Source organism: Microbulbifer sp. YPW16 (assembly GCF_021290385.1).
GTDB lineage: Bacteria > Pseudomonadota > Gammaproteobacteria > Pseudomonadales > Cellvibrionaceae > Microbulbifer > Microbulbifer zhoushanensis.
Window position 1 is genome coordinate 529,435 of the sequence record NZ_CP089928.1, and the last position, 21,719, is coordinate 551,153.

A 21,719-nucleotide genomic window follows, 5' to 3' on the forward strand; every position below is an offset into this window, starting at 1 on the left:
GGAAAGAAAGATCGATGGAGGTTGTCAGCAACAGTAACAACACGCTGGAGATACCGGGTTACCGCATCCTGAAGAAGATCAACCAGGGCGGGATGTCTACCGTGTACCTGGCGGTACAGCGCAGCGTGGGCCGGCAGGTGGCACTCAAGGTGATGTCGCCGGTCCTGAACGCCGACCCGATTTTCAGTGAGCGTTTCCAGCGCGAAGCCAATATTGTTGGCCAACTGTCACACCCCAATATTGTCGGCATCCACGATATCGGCCGCTTTCGCAGCCTCAACTATATCGCCATGGACTTTATGCCGGGCGGCTCTGTATCCGACCGGTTCTCCAACGGTGTCATCGACCCGATGGACGCCCTCAATATCACGCGGCAGATCGCCCTTGCCCTGGACCACGCCCACGGCAAGGGGTACGTACACCGGGACCTGAAACCGGAAAACATCCTCTTCAGGGAGGACGGGTCCGCGGTCCTGACGGATTTTGGCGTCGCCCGCGCCGTGGCGCGCACCACCCGTATGACCAGCAGTGGAATGGTGGTGGGCACCCCGCACTACATGAGTCCGGAGCAGGCACGTGGGGCGGCCATCGACGGACGCGCCGATATCTACAGCCTCGGCATTGTTTTTTATGAAATGCTCACCAGTGTCGTGCCCTTCCAGGCCGATGAGGCGGTGGCCATCGCCATCAAACACCTCACCGACCCGGTGCCGCGCCTGCCGGCCCGGCACTCCCTGTACCAGGGATTGATCGACCGTTTCCTGGCGAAGGACCCGCAGGATCGCTTCCAGCGTGGACTCGATGTAGTCGACGCCATCGACCAGCTGATCGCCACGCTGGCGGGCAAGCCCTCGCCCCGGGCCACCCAGCTGAACAACACCGCCGTGCGTACCTCTAGCCTGGTGCGCGCCCTCATCATGACCCTGTACGGCACCGCCCGCGACCACATCGCCGCAGCCTGGGCCCGCTGGCGGGACAAACCCCTGCACACCAACCATCCGCGCGCCGAGCAGGCCACCATCATGCGGATCCAGGAGGTGATCCAGCAGGCCCCCAGGAAAAAAGTACAACAGTGGACCTTCGGCTCGGTAACCGCCGGCGGGCTGCTGGTCGCCTGGATCCTGTTCAGCCTGCTCAGCTACCAGTACGACTGGTGGTCGGATGATTCCGCTATTAGCAGTGCCAGCGAATTCACGGCAAGGTTACTGCTACCCGAACCACAGGACGATCCGGTAGACACACCCGAGGCACCCCCCGCCGGCGACACCCAACCGGTCGCCGCTGCAGCAGCTACAACCGACCAGGGAAACCAGCAACCCGCCGGGGAGACTGACACCACTGGCCCGGCAGGGAATGAAGCCGAATCCGGAGCAGTCATTGCAGAGCAGCCAGCCGATTCACCCGGGGAAGCTGCAGGAGACACCCAACCAGCGGGGAGCGGATTAGTCGCGGACGCGACTGGCGCGGAGACCGGCGAGGATCCCGGGACTGGGGCTGGGACCGAGACAGCAGCCGAAGCAGCCCCGGGCGGTGCGGAAAAGTTCACGCTCAATGTCAGGACCCGCCCCGCCAACGCGCAGGTCCGGATCATGAATATTGCCCCCCGGTACGAGGCCGGCATGGCACTGGCGCCGGGACGCTACGATGTGGAGGTGAGCAGGCCCGGTTATAACACCGAACGCCGCTGGATCCAGATCAGCAATGCAGACCGGGATGTCTCCATCCGGCTCGCGCGCAGTTACCCGCGCGGCGAGGTATTGCGCCCTGCCCTTGCCGATGGTGGCAGGTCGCCCAGCCTGGTAATCGTTGGGCCCGGCAGCTTTACCATGGGAGATGACAAACGGGCTTCGGCGAGTCCCGAGCACCGGGTTTCCATTGAGCAGCCGTTCGCGATTTCCCGGCACGAAATCACCTTCAACCAGTACGACCGTTTCGCGGAAGCCACCGGTGCCGCACTGCCGGGCGACGAGGGCTGGGGGCGCGAGCACCGCCCCGTCATCAATGTTTCGTGGAGAGATGCACAGGCCTACACGCGCTGGCTTTCGGAGCAGACCGGCAAACGCTTTCGCCTGCCAAGCGAGGCCGAATGGGAATACGCTGCCCGCGGCGGTGAAACGCAACCTTTCTGGTGGGGCGATGCAGACCCCAGGGGTAAGGCCAATTGCCGGCGTGGCTGCGACAGCGAATTCGTGGGCATTTTCCGGGCCGGCAGCGCTCCTGTAGGCCACTATGCGGCCAACGGCTTCGGGCTTTTTGATACTGCGGGCAATGTCGCCGAGTGGACCCGGGACTGCTTCGTGGCCGACTACCAGAATGCCCGCAGTGACGGCCAGCCGGCAAAGGTGAAAAACTGTAACCTGCGCACCGTGCGCGGCGGCTCTATGCGCGATCCGCTATACAACGTGAGTTCCGTGCACCGGGCCGGGCAAAACGAGATTTCCATGTCGAAAGAGATTGGGTTTCGTGTAGTCATGGAACTCGACTGAACCCGGGTGAATTACTGGACAGGAAACAGGCCATGAGAAAGATCCCGCAATTTACGACTTACCTTCTGGTTGCCGGCCTTATGGCCGGCTGCAACGGCGTCGACTTCCGGACGAATGTGGGCCCCTATGCCAAGAGCCGTATCGCCAGCGCCGGAGTGCGGGAATACTCGCCCGTGGAGATCGGCCGCTACGATGCGGTTTCACTCGGCTTTGTGGATTCTTCTGCATGCCAGGACCGCATCGACGCACCGGAACCGGAGCGCTCGGACCTCGTTCGCAAGATGAAGCAACGGGTGCACGACATGGGCGGCAACGGCATTGTGGTGGAAAGCTGCGGCAAGGCTGCGCTGGGCACTTGCCGGGTGTACCTGGAATGTCGAGGCATGGCCTATTCAGTGCCCGAGCGCCAGAGCCGCCCTTAAACGGCCGGCGCTCCCTCCCCGAAAAGCGGTCAACCCCGGCGTATTTCCCAGACATTATGGATCTTCGGGTTGCGCTGGAAATCCCGGTCCAGCAGCTGGCTGGACAGTTCCCTCACCGCAAACTCTCCCGAGACACCCTCCCCCATCTTGAAACTGCGCAGGTTGTTGGAGAACAGCAGCGTCCCGGACGGTGCCAGCAGGGCCATGCACTGGCGAATCAGGGATTCATGGTCACGCTGGATATCGAGCACGCCACGCATCCTGGCAGAATTCGAGAAACTCGGCGGATCCAGGAAAATCAGGTCGTACTCCCCGCGGCGATTTTGCTGTGCGGACTGCAACCATTGCAGGCAATCCGCCTCTACCAGCTGGTGGCGGTACGGATCCAGGCCATTGCGACGGAAGTTACGTGCCGCCCAGGCCTGGTAGGTTTTGGACATATCGACGCTGGTACTCTGCGCGCACCCGCCCAGGGCCGCCTGCACTGTGGCGGTGCCGGTATAGCAGAACAGGTTCAGCAGTTTCTTGCCTGAAGCCAGCGTTCTCAGGTGTTGCCGGACCGGGCGGTGATCCAGGAATATCCCGGTATCGAGGTAATCCCAGAGATTAACCTCGAACTCGGCACCGTACTCCTCAACCCAGAAAGACCTGCCGGAGTCATCGCGACGCTGGTACTGGCTGCCACGGCCCTTGTGGCTGTGACGGCGTCGCTCCTTGATACTGATATTGCGTTGCGGGATGTCGAGCACCACTTCTACCGCGCGCACCAGTTCCCGCAGGCGGGCCCGGGCCTTTTCCTCGGGTATCTGTGCCGGGGCGCGGTACTCCTGCACGTGGGCGAAGTCTTCTCCCTCCAGTGAGCGATAGAGGTCAATTGCCGCGGCGTACTCGGGCAAGTCCGCGTCGTAAAGGCGGTAGCAGCTGAGACCGCCCTTGCGGGCCCATTTACCGGTTGTCCGGAGGTTCTTGCTTAGCCGGTTGGCCACCATCTCTGCCTCTGCCGACAGGCGCGGGCCGCCAGTACCAGCCTGCCCGCCAGCCTCCGCAGCGGCACGGATCTCGAACAGTAATAACTGGCTGGGGATACTGCCGTTGTAGAGTTTGTACTGCTTGTGGGAACGCAAGCCGGTAGCATGGCCAAGCTCTGGGTTCCCGGTAAAGATACCCACCAGCCAGCCCGGGAACTCTGCCTTGAGCTGGCGTCCCAGCTCGGCATAGGTCTCCCGCAGGGCCTCCTGCTCTCCCAGGCGCTCTCCGTAGGGAGGATTGGTTAACACCAGGCCCGGCTTGATCTCGCGATGGCTGGGCACCTTGAAGGCGGCGACCGGCCGGCAACTGACCCGGACCTGGCGCTCCAGGCCGGCCCGCGCAATATTGGCCTCAGCCGCGAACAGCACCTTGGCGTCGGCGTCATAGCCGCGGATCTCGGGAAGTTGCCGCTGCATGCCGTTCCGGCGGCGCTCCAGGGCCTCCTCCCGGAGGCGATTCCAGACATCACTCTGGTGGTTGAGCCAGCGCTCGAAACCAAAGCTCCCCCGCAACAGTCCCGGTGCAATATCCGCGGCCATCATGGCACCTTCAATCAAAATCGTGCCCGAGCCACACATGGGGTCGAGCAAAGCCCCGCCGTTTGCCGCAATATCCGGCCAGCCACTGCGCAGCAGCAGGGCCGCCGCCAGGTTTTCCTTGAGCGGCGCGGCGCCGATATGTGTGCGGTAGCCGCGCCTGTGGAGACTATCCCCACTCAGGTCGAGGGCAATATCGAGTGAATCCCGCTGCAGGCGCAGTGCAACTGTCAGGTCCGGTTGGTTCCGGTCTACCAACGGCCGCTCCCCGGTCTTCTGCCGAAGCCGGTCAACCACGGCATCCTTGGCCTTCTGCGCGCCGAACTGGCTGTTGCGAATTTCGCGGTTGGTACCGGAGAACTGCAGCCAGAGCTTGCCGCTGGGATTGATATGCTCCTCCCAGGGCAGTGCCGCCACTGCACGGTACAGGTCATCGGCAGTGCGCACTGTGGTCCGGTCGAGACGCAGCAACACCCGGTTCGCCAGTCGGCTCCAGAGGCAACACCGGTATGCCAGCTCCAGGTCACCGGCAAAATGCACCGCAGCCGGCTGCTCCCGCAACTCCACCGCGCCCAGGGCCTGCAGTTCACTCGCAAGCAGGCCTTCGAGACCACGGGGGCAGGTTGCAGTCAGGGGGATCATATCTTTTGGCAAAACTTCTCTTCCACGCTCTATTTGCTGTTCAGAAACGGCTATAGCGGTTTCTTCTATCAATCAGGTTTTTGAGACCCAAGCGATCATTCACACAAAGGCAACATTCTGCTCTACTGGAAATCCAGATAAAACAAACGCCGGAACACAATTACCGGCAATCGCCAGAGTCAGGGCGGGAACCTGTGCAGCTCCCGGCAAACTGTTCCAGAGACCGGCTCCTGCGACCCACTTATTGCGCCCAGCGGCTGTTCCACAGCACAAAGCCAGAATGTGAAATTCAACGCCTCAGGCTGACCGGTCACCAATAAACGGTCCCGTACATACTATTTCCGGGGGCCATGAATGCTTAAAAATATACTTGATGCTGTCTTACCCGACAGGCTTACAGGCAACACTTGCCAATGACAGTCGCCTGTTTGCGTCCCGCGCTTCCAACCCGGGGAGAATGCTTGGATTCCCCGGTGGCCACAGTAATCTAGAAACAGCAATACAGAACTAACCACCAGGCGGCAACCCGGCCATAACTTTCACTAAGCTTAGGGATAAAGGACCATAAAAAGTACGCAAAGACCATCTGCGGGCCAGAAGGTCCGTAACAACCAGCCCAAACTGACCGAGAGGTGCTGTATACGATGAAACGCCAAAAACGTAACCAGTCCAGCAGAGCCTTTTGCAAGGGATACCTTGCCGCCACCCAGAGAAGACCCATGGACAGCTGTCCCTACATGAGCGGATACCTTCACCAGGAATGGGTAAATGGATGGCGCGACGGCCGCCAGGATTACTGGAACGGATTTGGGGACTCCACGAAGGCCCAGAAACTAGAAACCTACCGCACCGTAAGTACCAATATCCACCATCCCAACGGGTGGAGCACCGTCTGAATAAAGGCAGGCGCCCGGTGGCTGGGATCAGCCTCCGGGCGCGTTCCGGCCCGATTTATACCATCCCCCGACGCCCACCAGGGAACCCGACTCCAGGGTCCTAGCGATTCTCACCTTCCGCCTGGGGCTGGGCGGCACGCTTTTCATCGATACCACCCTGGCGACGCAGCAGCGCAATCGCCTCGACCGCCTCGCGAATGACCGCCGGCCCGCGATAAATGAAGCCCGTGTAGATCTGTACCGCGGTGGCACCCGCGCGGACCTTCTCCACCGCACTCTCGCCATCAAAGATACCGCCGACACCAATAATCGGCAGGGCTCCCTGTAGCTCGCCGGACAGGATCCGGATTACATTGGTCGACCGTTCCGCCAGCGGCCGACCACTCAGGCCGCCCTCTTCCTGGCCATGGGGTAAATCACTGACGGCTGACTTGTCGACAGTCGTGTTTGTGGCTATCACCCCATCGATCTCGTACTTGCGCAGTGCGGCGGCCACTTCGGCAATCGCCTCCTCCTCCATGTCGGGGGCAATTTTCACTGCCAGGGGGACATAGCGATCGCCATCCTGTGCCAGCTGCGCCTGCTTGGTCTTCAGCGCATCCAGCAGGCTATTGAGGCTTTCCCCGAACTGCAGGTCCCGCAGCCCCTTGGTGTTGGGGGATGAGACATTGGCGGTGATGTAGTCCGCGTACGGATAGACTTTCTCCATGCAGTGGCAGTAGTCGTCCGCTGCCCGCTCAACCGGGGTATCGAAGTTCTTGCCTACATTGATGCCCAGCACCCCGCCGTAGCGACGGCGACGCACGCGCTCCACCAGGTAATCCACGCCCTCGTTATTGAACCCCATCCGGTTGATGATCGCCTCGGCCTCTTCCAGGCGGAAGATCCGTGGCGAGGGGTTGCCGGGCTGTGGCCGCGGCGTCACTGTGCCGACCTCGACGAAGCCAAAACCCAGGGCGCCCAGCCCATTGAATGCCTGCGCATTCTTGTCGAGGCCTGCAGCCAGGCCTACCGGATTGGGCAGGGTCAGCCCCATGACCTCCACCGGGTCGTCGGCCGGCGGGTCAGCAAACAGTGACAGTAGTCCCAGCCGCTCCGCGGCCCCGATACCATCCATGGAAATATGGTGCGCCCGCTCCGGATCGAGGGCGAACAGGGCCTTGCGTAGATACGAATACATGCTCTCTCGTTACCTGAATGTCTTACCGTGTATCACTTATCCAGCCGGGATCTCGTCCGGATCCGTAAGGCTTTCCTGGTCGGCGGTGGCATTGGCCAGGTACATCAACTCCCGCAGGGCCACCGTGAACATCGCGAAATCCGTGCTCGGTGCTGCCCGCAGCTCGGCCAGGATGCCATTCCAGCGCTGGATTGCGGGCGCCATGATAGCCTTCCAGCGGTCCATCGCGCCATCCACATCGAGATCGCTCTCCGCCGCCAGGCGCAGGATGTTCACCGCCAGGCTGCTCAGCTGGTTGTCCAGGTCATCCATGCTGGTCTCGCGCGCCTGTGCATGCCAGAAGCTCTCCACCGGAAGGTCGATGATCTGGCCGCCGAACCAGGGCAGGTCCAGTGCGTCGGCCAGCTGGAAGTAGATCCGCGCCACCTCTTCCACCGGGCGGTTGCTGACCCGCGCCGACTCGGAGATACCCAGGGCGGAGTACAGGTAGGTGGGGGAAGCCGCAAGCAGTGCGACACCCTCCGGGATACCGCCAGCCAGCAGTTCCTCGTACTTCTCCTCCCACAACTGCCTGGGACGGCCGCTCAGGACCTCCGGCAGGGCCTTGATCACCCGCTGTACCGAATCCCGGTACGGCATCTGCCCATCAGTAGCATCCAGGTCACTGCGGCGATTGCGGATAAACCAGCGCGCGGCACGGCGCACGCGGCCGATCATCGAGTTCAGCAATTCCAGCTGCAGGTCTGCCGACACCTGGTAATCCAGCGCCGCGATAGCCTCCTGGAAGTCGTCCATGAGGTAGACGTCACGGGCACTGATGTAAGCGGCGGCGATGCTATCGATATCCGCTCCGGTTGCACCACTGATGCGGTGGTAGAAAGTGATCCCCATATTGTTGACCATCTCATTGGCCACCTGGGTCGCCACTATCTGGCGGCGCAGGGGATGGTCGTAAACCATCTCCCGGTAGCGCGCCACCAGCTCCTCGGGGAACGCCGATTCCACGGCTTCCAGCACCCGCGGGTTCTCGATGATCGCCGCCTCCAGCAGCTCTTCCTTGAGCTTCACCTTGACGTAGGAGATCAGTACCGACAGCTCGGGACGCGTCAGGTACTGCCCCTTGTTCTGGCGCTCGTTGATCTGCTCGTTGTCCGGGATAAACTCCAGTGCGCGGCGCAGGCGGCCCTCACTCTCCAGGGCGTTGATGGTGCGGCGATACTCGTCGAGGCGCTCCGGCACCTGCCGCTCGGCAACACTGAGGGCCTGGGTCTGCTCGTAGTTGTTGTGCAGCACCAGCTCCGACACCGACTCGGTCATTTCCTCCAGCATCTGGTTGCGCTGCTTGCCGGTGAGATCGCCATTGGCCACCACCTTGTCGAGGAGAATCTTGATATTCACCTCGTGGTCCGAACAGTCCACGCCGCCGGCATTGTCGATGAAGTCGGTATTACAACGGCCACCTTTCAGGGCGAACTCAATCCGGCCACGCTGGGTCATGCCCAGGTTCCCGCCCTCGCCAAACACGCGTGCACGGAGTTCATGGCCGTCCACGCGCAGGTTGTCGTTGGCCTTGTCGCCCACCTGCGGGTGTGATTCCGTCGAGCCCTTGACGTAGGTGCCAATGCCACCGTTCCAGATCAGGTCCACCGGGGCCTTCAGCATCGCGTTGATCAGCTCGTTCGGGTTGAGCTTGTCCGCCTCGATCGCAAAGGCCTCTTTCATTTCCGGTGTAATCGCGATCGACTTTGCACTCCGGTCAAAAATACCGCCGCCCTTTGAGATCAGCGAAGTATCGTAATCCGTCCAGCTGGACCGGGGCATATCAAACAGCCGCTTGCGTTCGGCAAAGCTGGTGGCGGCATCCGGGTTGGGGTCAACGAAAATATGCAGGTGGTTGAACGCGCCTTTCAGGCAGATGTGTTCGGACAGCAGCATGCCATTGCCAAAGACATCCCCCCCCATATCGCCAATGCCGATTACCGAGAAGTCCTCTTCCTGGACATTCACGCCCATCTCGCGGAAATGGCGCTGTACTGAGACCCAGGCGCCGCGGGCGGTGATCCCCATCTTCTTGTGGTCATAGCCCTGGCTGCCTCCGGATGCGAATGCATCACCCAGCCAGAAGTCGTATTCCGCGGCAATGCCGTTGGCGATATCGGAGAAGCTCGCGGTGCCCTTGTCCGCCGCCACAACCAGGTAGGGGTCGTCCGCATCCCGGCGTACCACCTGCTCGGGGGGCAGCACCTCGCCCTCCTTGAGGTTGTCGGTAATATCCAGCAGGCCGCGAATAAATGTCTTGTAGCAATTGATTCCCGCCTCGAGCATGGCTTCGCGACCACCATCCGACGGTGGGCGGCGCACCACAAAGCCGCCCTTGGCGCCACTGGGCACAATCACCGCATTCTTCACATTCTGGGCTTTCACCAGGCCCAGGACCTCGGTACGGAAATCCTCCAGCCGGTCGGACCAGCGCAGCCCGCCGCGGGCCACCTTGCCGCCCCGCAGGTGGACGCCCTCGACCTGGGGCGAGTAGACGAAAATCTCGAACTCCGGCCGCGGCTCCGGCAGGCCCGGGATATTGCGCGGGCTGAACTTGATGGAGATGTAATCCTTGGGTTTGTCGTCCTCGGCCGGCTGGAAGAAGTTGGTGCGCAGGGTGGCAAGGATCAGGTCCAGGTAGCGACGCAGTACCTGGTCCTCGTTCAGGTTGTCCACCTTGTCGAGGCCATCGTGGATCTTCTTGACCAGGCGCTCTACCCGCGTCTGGTCCTGCTTGTTGCTGCTGCCCACCCGCGGATCGAACATGGCCCGGAACAGGGCTACCAGGTTACGGGTAATCTCCACATGATTGGCGAGCGTCGCCGCGATATAGGGCTGGCTGCCGCTGAACTTGGTCTGCTTCAGGTAACGGGCGTAGGCACGCAGCATGGTGACCTCGCGCCAGTTCAGGCGCGCCGCCAGCACCAGCCGGTTGAACCCGTCACTCTCGGCAACACCATTCCAGATGGCCGCGAAGGCATCCTGGAACAGGTTGCGGGATGCCTGGGCATCGATGCGGGTCGGCAGGCCGAACTCCAGGTGGAACTCGTGCATCCATACATCGCTGACGCCTTTCGGCCGGATGGTATAGGGGAACTCGCCCATCACCCGCAGGCCCAGGTGCTCGAGCACCGGAATTACATCCGAAAGTGGCAGGTTGCCGCCCCAGTTGAACACTTTGAAACGCAGGCTGCCCGGGGCAGCGCCCACCGGCTGGTAAAAGCTCATCGCGACGCGGTTGTGGGGGTTCAGCTCCGCCATTGAGGAGATATCCTGCACCGCGATACGAGGCTCGAAGTCCTCGCGGTAGCCGGCCGGGAAGGCGCGACCGTAGACACCGTAGAGTCGGTTGCCCTCTTCCTCGCCGTGACTCTCAACCAGGGACTTATGGAAAACGTCTTCCCAGGAACGGGTTATATCCACGATCTGCGCCTCCAGTCGCGCCTCGTCAATCTCCAGGGTCTCGGCCGGGTCGACCCGGAATACGAAATGCACCCTTGCAAGAATGGATTCAGAAAAATAAGTGGTAAATTCGGATTCACGGGCATCGATCGCCTTGGCGATATGCGCGCAGATCTCCTCGCGGACATCACTATTGAATTGTTCCCGCGGTACATAAACGGTTGCGGTAACAAACTTGCCAAAAGGATCGCGACGCATGAACAGCCGGATGTGGGCCCGCTCGTTCATGCTCAGCACGCCCATCACCGTATCGAACAATCCCTGCGTACTGCTCTGGAACAACTCATCCCGCGGAAAGGTATCCAGTATGCGGCGCAGCGCCTTGCCGTCGTGGCTGTGCGGGGAAAGACCGCTGGATTCCATGATCGAGGCGATCTTGCGGCGAATAATCGGGATCTTGACCGGGCTCTCGGTATAAACCGGCGAAGTATAGAGCCCCATGATCGCGGACTCGCCAATCACTTCACCTTCGGCATCGTAGCGCTTGATGGTCACATAATCGGAATAGGCGGCGCGATGAACCCGTGATTTCACCGAGGACTTGGCGAACGTCAGGTAGTTGGGCCCCTGGTAAAAACGCTGCTTGCCTTCGTTAAAGGCAGCTTCCGGGGTGGGTTCTGCTGACTCTTCTAGCTTCTTGAAAATCCCCAGCCGGCGGTTCTCGACCTCACACAGGACCTTGCGATCCCCCTGCTGGGTAAATTCGTACTCGCGGTAACCGAGGAAGGTGAAGTTGCCATCGCGCATCCACTGCAGGAACGCACAGGCCTCCTGCAGGTTGGCGTCGTCCTCGGCCACGCCGTTATGCAGCTGGTCCTCCATGGCGCTGCAGGTATCCAGCATCGGCACATAGTCATCAACAACCAGCTCGACATCACCCAGCACGTCTTCCAGGGCCGATGACAGGTCGGCGTGGCGGCCGGCGGAGGTGTCCAGGTTGATTTCCACGTAGACCAGCGCCTCGGAAGTGGCGCCGACGGGCACGTCGTCATCGGGCTTGAGGCGGGGCAGCAGTTTCTTCAGCTTGCCCTTGGCGGTGCGCTCCAGATGCAGCACCGTACTCTTGATAGAGTGGATAACCGTATCGCGGCGGTTGATTTCGATACGGACGGAGTCCACCAGGAACGGCATATCCCGCTGCAGGACGCCCACCACCGTGTGGGAGCATTCCCATCCGTCATCCTCGAGGCGGGGATTGAAAACCCGCACCTTCGGTTTGCCCGGGGTCCGCTGCTGGATAAAGTCCCACCAGGTGTAAATACAACCGTAGACATCGGCCATACGCCGGCCGGCAAGGTCCTCGAGCGGGTACTGGTGCAGGAACTGCTCGGCAAATGCCACCACCGGTTCCGCCTTGTCACCCAGCTTCTCGCGGATTAATACGCTGACCTGTTCAACCAGCTCCTCGCGGCTATCGGTGATCACCGTGGCCATATTCACACAAAACCTCCAAAGTTCACTCAGTGGCGCCGGCAGGAATGGTTGGCCGGCTTATCCTTATAGTCTTCGCAGCTTGTGGCCGCGCATCATCATCGCCTTGGCCGCCCGCCAGCTGGTATGGGCCTGGCTGGGCGGCGAACTTTTGAGCAGACCGGCAGCCTAATGCAACCGGCGGTTGCCTCTCCGCTGTGTGCCGCTAGAATCAACGGAATCACGTCTCCGGTCGCGGGCGACTATATATAAAAGATGATAGATAGCCGCCCGCGGGAAAGGGAGCAGGACCATCCTCGACAGAAGAGACATTATGGAATCGACGACGCAAGATATCAGGGATCGCGTTAGGGCCCTGGGCGAATGGCTGGAACAGCAGATCATCGGCCAGGAAACACTGGTCAACCGCATACTCATCGCCCTGCTGGCGGATGGCCACCTGCTGGTGGAAGGTGCGCCGGGCCTGGCGAAAACCAAGGCAATCAAGACGCTCGGCGATGCTATTGAGGGAGATTTTCATCGCGTCCAATTTACGCCGGACCTGCTGCCGGCGGATATTACCGGCACCGATATCTACCGACCGGAAACCGGAGAGTTCCATTTTCAACCAGGGCCAGTGTTCCACAACCTGGTGCTGGCGGATGAGATCAACCGCGCGCCGGCGAAAGTCCAGTCCGCCCTGCTCGAGGCCATGGCCGAGCGCCAGATCAGTGTCGGCCGCAAAACGTATCCGCTGCCCCAGCTGTTCCTGGTGATGGCCACACAAAACCCTATCGAACAAGAGGGTACCTATCCGCTGCCTGAGGCACAATTGGACAGGTTCCTAATGCAGGTGAATCTTGCCTATCCCGATGCTGGCGCGGAAGCAAAAATATTGCGACTGGCCAGATCCGAGGCCAGTATTGGCGAAAATCGCCCTACCGCCGTGGTCAGCCAGGAAGAGGTTTTCCGCGCCCGCAACCAGGTGCTCGAATTGCAGATGGTGGAGGCCGTCGAGACCTATATTGTCCAGCTCGTCATCGCCACCCGCGAGCCGGCGAAGTATGACAGCGAGCTCGCCAGCTGGCTAGATTTCGGTGCCAGCCCCCGGGCCACGATTGCCCTGGACCGCTGCTCCCGCGCGCGCGCCTGGCTCGCCGGCCGCGACTTCGTCACCCCGGACGATGTGATGGAAGTCGCGCCCGATATCCTGCGCCATCGCCTGTTACTGAGCTTTGAGGCCGAGGCTGCCGGCATAACCGCGGACCAGGTGATCCAGCGGCTGCTGCAACTGGTGCCGGCAATCTGATGCCAAAAGCGGTTTCCCATATCGAACTCAGCCCCCGGGGCGCCTATCCCGAAGTGACGCCACTGGTGAAGCTACGTTACATCGCGCGCCAGCTGCAGATGTTCCAGCCCCGCCTGGCCCGCAGCGACCAGGCCGGCGGGCTGCTGACCCGTTATCGCGGCCGCGGGATGAATTTCGAGGAAGTACGCAACTACCAGGCCGGCGACGATGTGCGCTCGATCGACTGGCGCGTAACCGCCCGCACCGGCGAAACCCACACCAAGCTTTACCAGGAGGAGCGCGAGCGCCCGGTGGTCATCCTGGTGGACCTGCGATCGCCGATGTTCTTCGGCAGCCGCCGCGCGTTCAAGTCGGTGGTGGCGAGTGGTATCGCCGCGGCCCTGGGCTGGGCCGGCCTGCACCACAGCGATCGCATCGGCGCCATACTGTTTACCGACGATGGTATCGATACCGTGCGCCCGCGCCGCAGCCACCACGCGGTGCTGGCAATGATCCACGCGATGGTCGAACTCGCCGGGGAATTGCGCAACCCGGTACCCGCCCCCGGCAGCCAACCGCTCACGGTCCTGCTGGAAGAGGCACGGCGTATCAGCCGCCCGGGTACCGCACTGTTCCTGATATCCGATTGCCACGACCTCGATGACAGCTGCGCCCAGGCCCTGTACCTGCTGACCCGCCACGCCGACCTGCAGGTGCTCCGCATCACGGACCCCCTTGAGCTCAACCTGCCCCGGGAGTCGCTCACCATCTCGGACGGTCGCCAGCGCACCTTCCTCAATGGCAATAACCGGCCACTGCGGGAGCACTTCGCCGAGCGCCAGGCGGGAGCGCGGGAGGCCGTGGAGCAACTGTGCCGGCGGCACCGGTTGCCGCTGCTCGACTTCGACACCAGCGAACCGCTGGTGCCTGCCCTGCTCAGTTACTTCGGCACCCGCCAGCCGGATACCTCCCCGCGCGGCTCCACAGCCGATAAGGTGGTGGTCCCATGAGGATCCCCATCGCCCAGCAGGCACCGGCCCAGCCGCCCCTTTCGCCAGAGCAACAGGAACTGCTGGCACAGCTGCGGGATATTCACGAGCCGGCACCACTGGCCTGGTGGCCGCCTGCGCCGGGCTGGTGGTTGCTGGCCGCCCTGGTGGTGGCAGCGGTGATCCTGGCCGCACTGTGGATACAGCATGCACGGGACCGGGTGCGCCGTGGACGCTACCGGCAGGAGGCGGTTCGCCTGCTGCAGGAAGTCGATATTGAAAGCCCCCGGGCAACCGAAGAGCTCAATGAGATCCTCAAGCGGGTGGCCGTCGCCAGCTACGGCCGCCGCCGCGCCGGCACCCTGACCGGCAGGCAATGGCTCTCTTTCCTGGAACAGAGTGGCGGCAGGCCCTGCCCGCCCATGGCACAGCAAGCGCTACTGGAACAGCTTTACCGACGCGACGCATTCGACGCGGATGCCAACAGCGCCCTGCAGCAGTTCGCCATCGACTGGGCCAGGTCGCACAAAACCCGTATTGATGATGCCCGGAGCACAAACATAACGGAGGCCCAAAGTGTTTGAGTTCGCTCTGCCCTGGGCCTTCCTGCTACTGCCCCTGCCGCTGCTGACCCGGCAGCTGCTGCCCCGCTCCCGGCCGCTGGACAGCGCCCTCAAGGTGCCCTTCTATGCCGAGCTTTCCCAGCGCGGCAGCGGCACCCCGGGGAAAATGGCCAACCTGCTGTTGCTGTGGCTCCTGTGGCTGCTGCTGGTCGCGGCAGCCGCCCGCCCGCAGTGGTATGGCGAGCCGATTACGCAGACCAGCAGTGCCCGCGACCTGCTGCTGGCGGTGGACATTTCCGGCAGTATGGAAACCCCGGACATGCTGCTCAATGGGCGACCGGCAATGCGTATCGATGCCGTCAAGCGGGTTGTGGGTGACTTTGTCGAACGGCGCCAGGGCGACCGCCTGGGCCTGGTGCTGTTCGGCACCCGCGCCTACCTGCAAGCGCCACTCACCTATGACCGGGAAACCGTGGGCACCCTGCTGCAGGAGGCACAGATCGGCTTTGCCGGCCAGGGCACCGCAATCGGCGACGCCATCGGCCTGGCGGTTAAACGCCTCACCCAGCGCCCCGCCGAGCAGCGGGTCCTGATCCTGCTGACTGACGGCGCCAACACCGCCGGCGAAGTCGCCCCCCTCAAGGCCGCTGAACTCGCCCAGCAGGCCGGCGTCACTGTATACACTGTGGGCGTGGGCGCGGAGGAAATGGTACGCCCCGGGCTGCTGGGCAGCCGTTTCGGGTCGCGGCGCATCAACCCGTCCCGGGACCTGGACAGCGAAACCCTGCAGGCTATTGCCGACCGTACCGGCGGGCAGTATTTCCGCGCCCGGGACCCGGCGGAACTGGCGCGCATTTATGAAGAGCTGGATCGCCTGGAGCCTGTGGAGCAGGAAGCCGCCTCCTACCGTCCGCTGCGCTCACTGTTTATCTGGCCCCTGGCAGCAGCCCTGTTGCTGGCACTGCTCTGGGCACTGGTACCCCTGGGCCGCTCGGGCATCACATTCCTCGCCGGACGAGTTGGGGCAAGACAGCGCCAGCGTGGGGAGGAAATGACATGAACCTGCTGGCCGACCTGCAACAGTTTCATTTCCTGCGGCCGTACCTGTTACTGCTCCTGCTGCCGGCCGCACTCGCGTGCTGGGGCCTGGCGCGAACGGTGTTCAACAGCGGCCAGCTGCAGAAGCTGGTGGATGCCGACCTGCTCCCCCACCTGTTACTGCGGGGCGGGTCACGCCGCCCGCTGCTTTTTTCGCTGATCTTCCTGCTACTGGCGGGCATGATCATCGCACTCGCCGGGCCCACCTGGCGCAAGCTGCCGACCCCGGTATTCAGCAACCAGGATGCCCTGGTGATACTGCTGGACCTGTCCCCGTCGATGATGGCCACCGACCTGTCACCGGACCGCCTTACCCGGGCACGGCTGAAAGTGCTGGACATCCTCAAGCAGCGGGAGGACGGGCTGACGGCCCTGGTCGCCTATGGCGGCGAGGCCCACGTTGTCACGCCATTGACGGAAGACACCGCCACCATCGCCAACCTGGTACCGGCGCTGTCACCGAAAATCATCCCTGTACCGGGAAGCAATATTGAAATGGCTGTGGAAGCGGCGATCCGCCTGCTACAGGATGGCGCCAACGGTCGCGGCCGTATCCTCGCCGTGACAGATGGTATTGACGACGCGGCGCTGGGCCCCCTGGCACAGATGATCGACAGTTCGGCCATCGATTTTTCCGTACTCGCCGTGGGCAGTGGCGAGGGCAGCCCGATCCCGCGGGGTAACGGCGGTGGGTTTATCACCGACGCTAACGGCGCCATCGTGATTGCCGGCTACGATGAGGGCCAGCTGCGCAAGCTCACCCGCAAGGGCGGCGGCCGCTTCGCAGAAATTGCCGTAGACGACCGGGACATCACGCACCTGATGGCCCGGGGAGAAACGCCCGAGCAAGCCGCCCTGACCGAACGCGAGTTCGACCAGTGGCGTGAGGAGGGACCCTGGCTGGTGCTGCTACTGCTCCCCCTTGCCGCCCTGCTTTTCCGGCGCGGGGCCCTGGCCTGCACCCTGCCACTGGCACTGACATTGCCAATGACCCTGGCGCTACCCGAGCCGGCCACTGCGGATGGATCGCGCCAGGCCCAGGCTGACAGCCAGGCCGATATACCCCAACCAGGCGGGACCCGGCCCGACTCCGCCCGGGCCGGAGCATCGCGATCAGGCGGGCTGTGGCAGGACCTGTGGCTGCGCGAGGACCAGCAGGCCCGTCGCCTGCTGGAACAGGGCAACCCGGGACAGGCAGCAGAGCTATTCGAGGACCCCCAGTGGCGCGGCACAGCGAAGTACCGCGCCGGGGACTTCCCCGCTGCCGCCAAGCAGTTTTCCCGCGGCGGCAGCGATCCCGAGAGCCTGTACAACCTGGGCAATAGCCTTACCCGCCAGGGACGCTTCGACGAGGCCATCGCCGCCTACGACGAGGCTCTCGAGCGCCAGCCGGTATTCCCGGACGCCGAACACAACCGCGAGATCGCCCGCAAGCTCCGCGAACAGCAGAAAAAACAGCAGGAGCAGCAACAGCAATCACAGCAGGGCCAGCAACAACAGCAGCAGTCCGGGGACCAGCAGCAACAGCAGGGCGAACAGCAACAGGACCAGCAGGGACAACAGGACGGCGAGCAGCAGTCCGGCTCCCAATCCGGCCAGTCTCCCCGGGAACAGGAGCAACAGGCCGGCAAAGACTCACAGTCCGGTAGCGACGAAGAACAGCAGCAAAGCCAGCAACAACAATCCCAGGGCGGCCAGGGCGAAGAAACCGACCAGGAAAGCGATTCGCAGCAGAAACAGCCAACCGCCGAAAACGCGCTCGACCCGGAAACGCAGCAGGCCCTGGACCAGTGGCTCCGACAGATTCCCGACGATCCCGCCGGACTGATGCGGGAGAAATTCAAGTATGAGAGCCTGCAACGCCGGCGCGAGTACCGCACTGGCGACTGGAAGCCGCCGGAGAACGGAGCCACAGAAAGATGGTAGCCTCACTGTTCAGATTTACTGTAGGAGCGGCCCATGGCCGCGAAAAACCAGGAGAACCCTTTAGCTGCATGTTCAGAGTCACCCTGCTGCTCATCGCAACCATGCTACTGCTCCTGGCCAACACCGCCGTCGCGGACAGCGAGCTCACCGCCACCGTCGACCGCAATACCATCGGTGTGGACGAGACTTTGAACCTGCGCCTGCGCTATTCGGGCAAGGAGAGTGGTGGCCAGCCGGACTTCGAGCTGCTGGAGCAGGATTTCGATATTCTCTCGCGGCAGCAGTCCAACCAGTACCGTGTAATCAACGGACGCGCCGAGAGTTATGTGGAATGGATGCTCACCCTCGCCCCCAAGCGCGAGGGCCGGCTGTTCGTCCCCTCCCTTCACCTCCACGGCCAGGTATCAGATGCCATCCCCATTACTGTCACCGAGGCCGGCTCGGCCCCGGACAGTGAGGACCGCAAGGCATTCCTGGAAGTGGAACTGGACAAGGAGCAGCTCTACGTCCAGGAACAGATGCTGGTGAAAGTGCGCCTGTATACTGTCATTGGCCTGCACGACATCTCCACTGAGCCGCTACAGATTCCCGGCGCCCATATCGAGAAAGTGGATGAGCAGCGCTATGAGCGACGCATCAATGGTGTCGGGCACGCCGTCTACGAACTGACCTACGCCATCTTCCCGGAGAGCTCGGGCAAATTGCGTATCCCCGCCCTCACCTACGTCGCGGTCGCCGGCCGGCGCGACCCCTTCTCCCTGTTCAATCGCAATACCCAGCGGCTGCGCCTGCGCTCCGAGGCAAAGGAGATCGAGGTACTGCCAAAGCCGGACAGCTATAGTGGCGAGCACTGGCTCCCGGCCGCCAGCCTGGGCATTGTCCAGAGCTGGAGCCAGGATCCCGACAGTTTCAAGGTGGGCGAGCCCATCACCCGAATCATCACCATCCGCGCCGAAGGGCTGCGCGCCGCACAGCTGCCACCGTTGCCCAAGATCAATGTGGATGGGCTCAAGACCTATCCCGACCAGCCCCAACAGGATGACCAGGCCGGCGCCAACGGCATCAGTGGCAGCCGCATCGAGACCACTGCCATCGTCGCCACCAAGCCCGGCGAGTACCGGCTACCCCCGGTGACCCTCAGCTGGTGGGACACCAAGTCCGGGCGCCAGCGCGTGACCCAGCTGCCCGCGTTCCGGTTTACCGTCAGCGGTACACCCGCGGCTATGGGCAGTAACGGCAGTCCAACCGCCCTGCCCGGTCCGGCCCGCACCAGCCAGCTACCCGCCGAGAACTTCTGGCGCACCCTGGCCATTGCCGCCGTGGCCTCGCACCTGTTGTGGATTTTCTACTTCTGGTGGTTCCGGCGGCATCTCGCGGCGCCAGCGCCAGTCAAGACGAGAAAACGAGCACCAGATGCAAGGTCTGAGGCCGAACGACTACTGCATGCCGCCGAAAGTGGGGACGCCGGACGGGTTCACCAGGCGCTCCAGGCCTGGCTAAAGGCACGCTGGCCCGACCTGGCAGGCAAAAGCCTCGATGAGATCAGAATGGAACTGGGGCTTGAGGAGCTCGAAAAACTGCACCTGTTGCTCAACGCCGCACTTTACGCGCAGCCGCCACGTCCCCTTAACCGTCAACAGGTAGAAATACTGGTACGCCGGTTAATCAAGACTGAGCGCCCTGTGCACGGCCAGTCCCGCGATGAGGCATCGCTGCCCGAGCTATTTAGCTAGCCGGGGGAGTCAGTGCCGCTGGCCGCCTGCCCCCATGGCTGCAGGCGGCCACAGCATGCGCACAGCGCTTTCGTGCCGGACATAAACTGGTTAGAATCAATCAACGCTACCAAGCGACACTAATCGAAGGCGTCGTGTCGAGGACCCCATACCGGTTTCAGCTTGCGGGCAAAAAGCCATAGTAGTGACTCCCTGGTCCCCCCAAATCACCGCAACCTCCTCACGCACACCTGCGAACGACGCCAACTATCAATTGACCTGAAACGCCTGATGCCCGCTACACCTGACACAGATGACCTCCATCACCGGATCTATGTTTCCGTTGTCTCCCACGGCCACGAAAAACATATTATCGAGACGCTGCAACCCGCTTCCTGGATAGCAGAGACCACAAGCGTAGTGCCACTGGTGCTCTCAAACCTGCCCAGCCCGCAATTACGCCAGTACTGCCAGGAATCAGGCATTCTCTATCTCGAAAACAGCGAGCCATTGGGCTTCGGGGCAAACAACAACAAGGCTTTCCGACATCTCGAGTCGAAGTTCGGTGTGAGCGACCAGGATTTTTTCTTTACCATCAACCCGGATATCCAAACCAGTGGTCGTGATATAGAGGCAATGGCCAGGAAGATGGAGCAGGAAGGGCTTAAAATTGCCGCCCCCAACCTGGTGAACCAGGAGAATGTCCCTGAAGACAATATCCGGAGCTACCCAAGTCTTATTGACTGTATTCTAAGGTTCACGCTTGGAAGTGAGAGATCCTGCGTAAGTAAAGCAGAAATACAAAGTACCCGGGAAACAGACTGGGCCGCCGGTGCTTTCCTCGGTTTCTCCGTCAACGCCTACAGAGCGGTCAACGGTTTCGATGAGAGGTACTTCATGTACTATGAAGACGCTGATATATGCCGGAGAGCCCGCCAACAAGGCATCGGCACATACTACCTGCCAACCATCTCCGCCACCCATCTTGCCGCCCGGGACAGCCGAAAACTGTTTTCCAGGCAGCTGATCTGGCATGTCACAAGTGCACTCCGGTTTACCCTCACGCGATCATCGAGCTGACCACCAGATGACCGACCTGATTCTACATATTGGAAGGCACAAAACCGGGACAACAGCAATTCAACGCTTCCTGGCAGCCAATCGCGACTGGCTGGCCCAACGCGGCTATATGTACCCCAAAACAGGTGTTCGGGGATACGGACATCACCGTATCGCTGAATCCATGCCCAGGCGCAGGATCGGCATAATTAATGCCCCTGAGGCGCGAGATCTCGCATCCAGCGTCCTGGAAGAAATCGGTGAAAATTCCGGGCTTACCCCGATACTGTCCTCAGAAGCCTTCCAGCAATGTCCACCCTGGATTGTCAGGCACTACCTCCGCGCACAGCAATGCAAGGTGATTGTCTACTTACGCAATCACCTTTCGTACTTGCCTTCAGCTTACACGCAGAAGGTCCATGCGACTGGTTACTCAGGCACACTCCAGGATTTTTACCAGGAATTCTACAAGCAAACTGACTACTTGAAGTTCACCAGGGGCTGGGAGCGAACATTTCCCGGGGGAGTAGACCTCAGGATCTACGACAAACCCCAACTGTACCGGGAAAATATTGTGCTGGACTTCATAAGGCATGCACTGGATATCCAGGAGGAAGAGGTATCACCCGAGAGGCTTCCCTCCGGCGATGCCAACCCCTCCCTGAATGAAAAGGTTGTCCAATTCAAAAGACATATCAACGAGACTGGGGAAGTGGCCCGCTATTCAGGAAAGGGCCTTTATCGAGCATTACCAAAGCTCAACCAGCTCTTTCCCGCACCAAAAGTGATGGTCACACCAGAGCTCGCGAGCAGGTTAATCGAACGCAACGCCAGACGTGACGGCATCGTGGCCAGGACCTACTTAGGCAAAGAGACCCTTTTCGATTATGACGGGGAACCGACAAGGAAGGAACAGCAGATTAGCGGGAATGACATTGCGGCAATGAGGGAAAAGCTCGAAGAGATACTTTCCCCCAGTTGA

At 61.8% G+C, this 21,719-nt stretch carries 14 protein-coding genes; 11 read left to right on the top strand and 3 right to left on the bottom strand.

The window, feature by feature from the left end; translation table 11 throughout:
* Positions 1-14: 14 nt before the first annotated feature.
* Together LVE68_RS02320 and LVE68_RS02325 are read left to right on the top strand one after the other, a co-directional pair.
* Positions 15-2,486: a bifunctional serine/threonine-protein kinase/formylglycine-generating enzyme family protein gene (locus LVE68_RS02320; RefSeq protein ID WP_232942788.1), complete on the top strand. Its 2,472-nt coding sequence runs from the start codon at positions 15-17 to the stop codon at positions 2,484-2,486.
* Positions 2,487-2,518: 32 nt separating this feature from the next.
* Positions 2,519-2,908, top strand: a complete 390-nt coding sequence (locus LVE68_RS02325) for a hypothetical protein (RefSeq protein ID WP_232942789.1) — start codon at positions 2,519-2,521, stop codon at positions 2,906-2,908.
* A 29-nt stretch (positions 2,909-2,937) separates the two neighbouring features.
* Here LVE68_RS02325 and rlmKL read toward each other — a convergent pair whose 3' ends face one another.
* Positions 2,938-5,115 carry a bifunctional 23S rRNA (guanine(2069)-N(7))-methyltransferase RlmK/23S rRNA (guanine(2445)-N(2))-methyltransferase RlmL gene (rlmKL, locus tag LVE68_RS02330; protein WP_233006755.1) on the bottom strand — a complete coding sequence of 726 codons (2,178 nt, stop codon included), beginning with the start codon at positions 5,113-5,115 and terminating at the stop codon, positions 2,938-2,940.
* Between the two features lie 644 nt (positions 5,116-5,759).
* Between rlmKL and rmf the strand changes: the two genes are divergently transcribed.
* On the top strand, positions 5,760-6,011 hold the full coding sequence (gene rmf / locus LVE68_RS02335; RefSeq protein ID WP_232942790.1) for a ribosome modulation factor: 252 nt from the start codon (positions 5,760-5,762) through the stop codon (positions 6,009-6,011).
* 100 nt (positions 6,012-6,111) lie between these two features.
* On the opposite strand, the gene LVE68_RS02340 is transcribed toward rmf, so the two are convergent.
* On the bottom strand, positions 6,112-7,191 hold the full coding sequence (locus LVE68_RS02340) for a quinone-dependent dihydroorotate dehydrogenase (RefSeq protein WP_232942791.1): 1,080 nt from the start codon (positions 7,189-7,191) through the stop codon (positions 6,112-6,114).
* 36 nt (positions 7,192-7,227) lie between these two features.
* Positions 7,228-12,126, bottom strand: coding sequence for an NAD-glutamate dehydrogenase (locus LVE68_RS02345; RefSeq protein WP_233006756.1), 4,899 nt, complete (start codon positions 12,124-12,126; stop codon positions 7,228-7,230).
* Between the two features lie 310 nt (positions 12,127-12,436).
* Between LVE68_RS02345 and LVE68_RS02350 the strand changes: the two genes are divergently transcribed.
* The 8 genes from LVE68_RS02350 (at position 12,437) to LVE68_RS02385 (ending at position 21,719) form a co-directional block, all read left to right on the top strand.
* Complete coding sequence (locus tag LVE68_RS02350) at positions 12,437-13,411, top strand: AAA family ATPase (protein WP_232942792.1); 975 nt, start codon at positions 12,437-12,439, stop codon at positions 13,409-13,411.
* On the top strand, positions 13,411-14,400 hold the full coding sequence (locus LVE68_RS02355; RefSeq protein ID WP_232942793.1) for a DUF58 domain-containing protein: 990 nt from the start codon (positions 13,411-13,413) through the stop codon (positions 14,398-14,400). The genes LVE68_RS02350 and LVE68_RS02355 overlap by 1 nt, the downstream gene beginning before the upstream one ends.
* Complete coding sequence (locus LVE68_RS02360; RefSeq protein ID WP_232942794.1) at positions 14,397-14,963, top strand: DUF4381 domain-containing protein; 567 nt, start codon at positions 14,397-14,399, stop codon at positions 14,961-14,963. The genes LVE68_RS02355 and LVE68_RS02360 overlap by 4 nt, the downstream gene beginning before the upstream one ends.
* On the top strand, positions 14,956-16,002 hold the full coding sequence (locus LVE68_RS02365; protein ID WP_232942795.1) for a vWA domain-containing protein: 1,047 nt from the start codon (positions 14,956-14,958) through the stop codon (positions 16,000-16,002). The genes LVE68_RS02360 and LVE68_RS02365 overlap by 8 nt, the downstream gene beginning before the upstream one ends.
* Positions 15,999-17,966, top strand: a complete 1,968-nt coding sequence (locus LVE68_RS02370) for a VWA domain-containing protein (protein ID WP_232942796.1) — start codon at positions 15,999-16,001, stop codon at positions 17,964-17,966. The genes LVE68_RS02365 and LVE68_RS02370 overlap by 4 nt, the downstream gene beginning before the upstream one ends.
* Before the next feature lie 68 nt (positions 17,967-18,034).
* Positions 18,035-19,699, top strand: a complete 1,665-nt coding sequence (locus LVE68_RS02375) for a BatD family protein (protein WP_232942797.1) — start codon at positions 18,035-18,037, stop codon at positions 19,697-19,699.
* Positions 19,700-19,969: 270 nt separating this feature from the next.
* Complete coding sequence (locus LVE68_RS02380) at positions 19,970-20,758, top strand: glycosyltransferase (RefSeq protein ID WP_232942798.1); 789 nt, start codon at positions 19,970-19,972, stop codon at positions 20,756-20,758.
* 7 nt (positions 20,759-20,765) lie between these two features.
* Entirely contained in the window at positions 20,766-21,719 is a 954-nt protein-coding gene (locus LVE68_RS02385; RefSeq protein WP_232942799.1) for a hypothetical protein, read from the top strand.